General features: G+C 59.4%; 5 protein-coding genes. 2 read left to right on the plus strand and 3 right to left on the minus strand.

Going from position 1 to position 4,325, the window contains the following annotated elements:
- Nucleotides 1-319: 319 nt before the first annotated feature.
- Both WBG04_RS11760 and WBG04_RS11765 read right to left on the minus strand, forming a co-directional pair.
- Complete coding sequence (locus tag WBG04_RS11760) at nt 320-616, minus strand: hypothetical protein (RefSeq protein ID WP_424314623.1); 297 nt, start codon at nt 614-616, stop codon at nt 320-322.
- Nucleotides 617-733: 117 nt separating this feature from the next.
- Nucleotides 734-1,258, minus strand: a complete 525-nt coding sequence (locus WBG04_RS11765; protein ID WP_424314624.1) for a sensor histidine kinase — start codon at nt 1,256-1,258, stop codon at nt 734-736.
- Nucleotides 1,259-1,291: 33 nt separating this feature from the next.
- Here WBG04_RS11765 and WBG04_RS11770 point away from each other — a divergent pair, with 33 nt between their 5' ends.
- Together WBG04_RS11770 and WBG04_RS11775 are read left to right on the plus strand one after the other, a co-directional pair.
- Entirely contained in the window at nt 1,292-1,579 is a 288-nt protein-coding gene (locus WBG04_RS11770; RefSeq protein WP_424314625.1) for a hypothetical protein, read from the plus strand.
- Between the two features lie 257 nt (nt 1,580-1,836).
- Nucleotides 1,837-2,901, plus strand: a complete 1,065-nt coding sequence (locus WBG04_RS11775; RefSeq protein WP_424314626.1) for a PKD domain-containing protein — start codon at nt 1,837-1,839, stop codon at nt 2,899-2,901.
- A gap of 82 nt (nt 2,902-2,983) precedes the next feature.
- Here the strand turns inward: WBG04_RS11775 and WBG04_RS11780 are convergent, their stop codons facing one another.
- The gene (locus WBG04_RS11780; protein ID WP_424314627.1) at nt 2,984-3,979 is read right to left on the minus strand and encodes a hypothetical protein; all 996 of its coding nucleotides are present in this window, start codon (nt 3,977-3,979) and stop codon (nt 2,984-2,986) included.
- Between the last annotated feature and the right edge of the window lie 346 nt (nt 3,980-4,325).

Here is a 4,325-nt window from a genome sequence, read left to right on the forward strand (position 1 = left end):
GGCGGATCGCTTGGGAATGGGGACGGATGGGAATGTGACGCGGGCGTTGCGGCGGGTGAGGGAGAAGGGGAGCTTGGGGAGGAAGTTGAAGAAGTACGAGCGAATGCTTGATAAACGGGACTGACCCCTTTGGCTGACCGACCCCTTTGGCTGACCCCTTTGGGACCCCTTTGGCGGTGGCCTTGCCGGAAGGCGTTGACTCCTCCTTCTCAAGTGTCCTCAAGTTGGGACCCTCGGCGCGGGTGGCGCTAAGGTGGGAGAAGGAGGAGGATGAAGTCGAAGCGATCGACGTAGGGTTGGCGCGGAGCGAAGATGCGTTTCAGCGACCTTTGCCACCGCCCTGACCACCACCTTGTCCGTTTCCACGGCCTTTGCCTTTTCCTCTGCCTTGACCGTTTTCGTCACAGTCTCCGTCGCCGTTGCCGTCGCCGCTGCGTTTACGGACGCGTTCACCTTTGCCTTTTCCTTGGCCCTGGCCGTTGCCGTTTCCGCCGCCCTTGGCAAAGTGATCACCTGCCTGAGTGATGCTTTGCTGGTCACACGATGGATGGATCGAAGCGCTTGCGCTGGGGATGCCGAGTGCGACCAGACCGATGGTGATGAGTAGAGTTTTCATAATCGTTTGTTTCTATTGGTTTACGTGTTCAGTGCCGTGATGGCATTTACACTCTACCCATTGAAAATGACGTGATGATGACGATGGGGAGAAATCGAAAATTGAGCTCGATTTTCTTCACTGCCTCACCACTCGCATTTCCAAGATGGAGTCCGGTCGGATGAGCGCCTCAATGCGCAAGCCCATCGCCTCGGCGCAGGCCTGAGCCAAAGCGAGACCCAATCCCGAATGCTCGCTTTCTGCGCGAACCTGATCCGCCCGCCAGAAGCGCTCGAAGAGATGTGTCACTGCGTTTTCATCAAGTCCACTCGCCCGATTCAGTACGGAGACGATCGCTTTATCATCTCCCCCAGTCACGATCACTTCGCTGCCTTCGTCGGCATACTCGGCGGCGTTTCCTAACAGGTTCCCAAGAAGGTGACTCCACCACGCACGGTCGCCCTCGAGGGTTTGCTCCATGGAGGCGCTGATCCGCATGCTTACGCCCCGACTCGCCGCGAGGCTGGCATGGTCCTCCCAGCGCTCTTCAACCAGCAGGCGCAGCGGAAACACGGTGCCTTTTGTCTGTGGAGATTCCCTCTCGATACGGGCCAGTTGGAGCATCGACTGCACCACGGATTCCATCCGCTCCACCGAAGCCACGACACGGATGTCACAGGCTCCATTTTCCGGGTGGTGCTTGGATCCACCGTCGGCGTCGACGCCGGCACCTTCTGGGAGCAGACGCAAGAATGGACCGATATCTTTGGCGGTGGCTTCACACTGTCCGGAACCGGCTTCAACAACAGCCTTTTGCAAGTCGTTGACACGGCTGGGGCCGCCTACAACCAATCATCACTGAACCCGGGATACGGGTTTTCCATCAGCGGCACCACCCTCACCTGGTCCGCCGTTCCCGAACCGACCACTGCCCTCGCCGGGTTGCTGATCGGCGCCGGCCTGCTGCGCCGCCGAAGGCTTTGACTCCCTTCCGCGAGTGAGGGTTTCATCCAGGATCCCAAGGGACCGGCCAACCACCCTCACTCAACCCCCTCCAACCCCGGCCGTTGGGGCTCCAGCAGCCGGCCCCTGAAAAAGCGATTTCCTAGCAATAACGCGCCGGTGGTGGAGGAAGCAGTCTCGTCTATGACGCGACGACCGACTTTCCCTCCATCACCGGTGGCGAGGTTCCCTATTACGTCGATGCCGCCCGCAACGCCCTGGCCATCAATGCCGCGACAGTGTCCTATCGCGACAAGTTCGCCCGGGCTACGACCACCTTCACCGGTGCTGCCGGAAACTACGATGTCATCATCACCGCCCTCGGTGAAACCGACGGGGAGTGCTCGTTCCGCCTACTGGTCAACGGTGTGGTCATTGGAACAAAACAGAATGCCCGCGTCACCAGCGACTACGGCCCACAGCTTCACACCTTCAACAACGTCGCCATCCCCGCCGGCGCCACACTCGGCGTAGAGTCTAACGACGTCTCCAACGGCCTCATTCCCGAAGGCACCGGATTCGCCTACGCCCGCGGCCGCTGGACCACCCTCACCCTCACCCTTGCCACCTCCACCTCCACCTCCACCGGCATCCCCGTCGCCAACGCCGGCGCGGACAAGACCGTCACCCTTCCCACCTCGTCCGTCACCCTCAACGGCAGCGCCACCGATGACGGCGGCACCATCACCACCTACGCATGGACCCGCATCAGCGGACCTAACACACCCGCGCTCGCCGGTGCCTCCACCACCACCCTCACCGCCTCCGGCCTCATCCAGGGAACCTACGTCTTCCGCCTCACCGTAACCGACAACGACAACCAGACCCACTACGACGACGTCAACGTCTCGGTCATCACCCCCGGCACCGCCCGCCGTCATCGTCTCCGCGATCCCGTCACCCTGCTCGAGGAGAGCGAGAGCACCGCCCAGGGAGGCGATGTCCAGATGAGCGCCGGCGTTCTCACCTTTAATGCGCCGGTCGGATTCGTAGGCATCGACACCTTCCCCCTGACGGTGAGCGACGGCAAAGGCGGCGAAGCCACCGCAGACCTCACAGTGAACATCGTTGATAGCAGCACCGCCATTGGATCAGCCAGCCCAAGCTTCACCACCCTTCCCGATGGTTCGCATCAGCTCGGCTTCCAAGGGGTTCCCCATCTTGAATACACCGTTCAGCGATCCATCAACCTCGGTGCCTGGGCCCCGATCGCCACCGTCAAGGCTGATGCAGGCGGAGTGATCAGCTTCAGCGATCCGAATCCCCCCGAAGGTCAGGCCTTCTACCGGCTTGAAGCTCCCTGACCTGATCGAGAATACCGAGGACGTCGACAGGCATCATCCGGAAATCCAGCTGAGAAAGAGGATTGCCGATTGCCGGATATGCCTATTCGCCTTCCAAAAACCAATCCAGAGCCTCGGCCTGCTGCTCAGGACTCGTGGTGTGTCCTCCGGGAAATGTCTTTGAACGGATCTCCCGGAATCCTGCTGACTTCATTTCGTCCCCGACGCTTTCGATGTGGTTCTCATCCACCAGGTTGTCCTTGTCTCCCGTGCTCTGATATCCCTTCACGCCCTTGAAGGCGCTCTTTCTAACACCGGTCTCCTCCTGGGCCAGTGCCGCCATCGATTGATTGCAGCCGCTGAAGTAGCCTCCGACAACATTCGCATCGGCTTTGAGAAGTTGGGCGATCCGGAAGAACGTTCCCTTCGCACCACTCGAGTGACCACCACAAGCATGTTTCCATGTTTTGAAACCCGGCCATACCTTCGTCATCTCCTCGATCACCTGCAGATGGAACTCCTTGTCCCCTTTGCACTCCGCAACGGTGCTTTCCCGGGGATTCCCATGCTCGGTATCCGCTGAAATCACGATCCAGCCCTTCGACTCCGGAGTCCGGCCCCGCCCCTCAAAAGTCCCGATGTTCCCCTTCAATCGCTCGCCCTCGTTGTTGATACCACCTACCGCCCAAAACACCTTCTGAGGTTTGCCTGGATCGAAATCGGCCGGAAGGCTCAGCTTGATCTTCATCTGGGTCGGTTTGAGCTTATTGCCCGACAATGCCTTGATGACATCCTCATCAAGCAGCCCTGTCGCCAGAACCGTCCCTCCCGGTTTCAATTCCTCGCCGAACAGACTACCCGCCTTCTCCGGTTCCTCAGCGACGGCCCCCTGACTCTTCGCAAACTCCTGATCCTCCTCGCTGAGCTTCGCAAGCGGCACACGATACTCCTTGCCCCTCATCTTGAGCACAACAACCTCGCCATCCAGTTCAACAAAGTCAGCCACGATCTTCTTTCCATCACTCGAAGTCCAGTCACGGGCCTCAAGCCCACCTTGAGCAACAAACAGAACCGCACATCCCAATAGGAAATTTCTCATGTAATCCATCCTCGCTACCCCAATTCCGGAACGCAAGCCCCCAGCATGTCCAATATCAGGATGAACCCGAATCATTCCCGCCCTCAGGCTCCTATCGCTCGACACCAGCGCGCTTCCCATCCAAAAAGGCCCTCGCATTCCTATGAAACCGACTCTCATCGTTCTCGCAGCCGGCATGGGCTCCCGCTACGGAGGCCTCAAACAGATGGACCCGATGGGCGTAACAGTTTAGCTGTTTTTTTGATCAGGATGAATTGCTGAAAAGGACGTCCTGAGCTTTCGCGGCGGTGCCGGTCAGGAGGCTGCGGAAGAGATCGAGGACGGAGCTCTGCTGGAGTTTTGCGGT

This window comes from Haloferula sp. (assembly GCF_049672945.1).
Classification (GTDB): Bacteria; Verrucomicrobiota; Verrucomicrobiia; order Verrucomicrobiales; family Akkermansiaceae; genus Haloferula.

Excerpts from the sequence above, each read along its gene's own strand:
- WBG04_RS11780 (WP_424314627.1), bottom strand. The coding sequence starts at position 3,979 with ATGAGAAATTTCCTATTGGGATGTGCGGTTCTGTTTGTTGCTCAAGGT.
- WBG04_RS11760 (WP_424314623.1), bottom strand. The coding sequence starts at position 616 with ATGAAAACTCTACTCATCACCATCGGTCTGGTCGCACTCGGCATCCCC.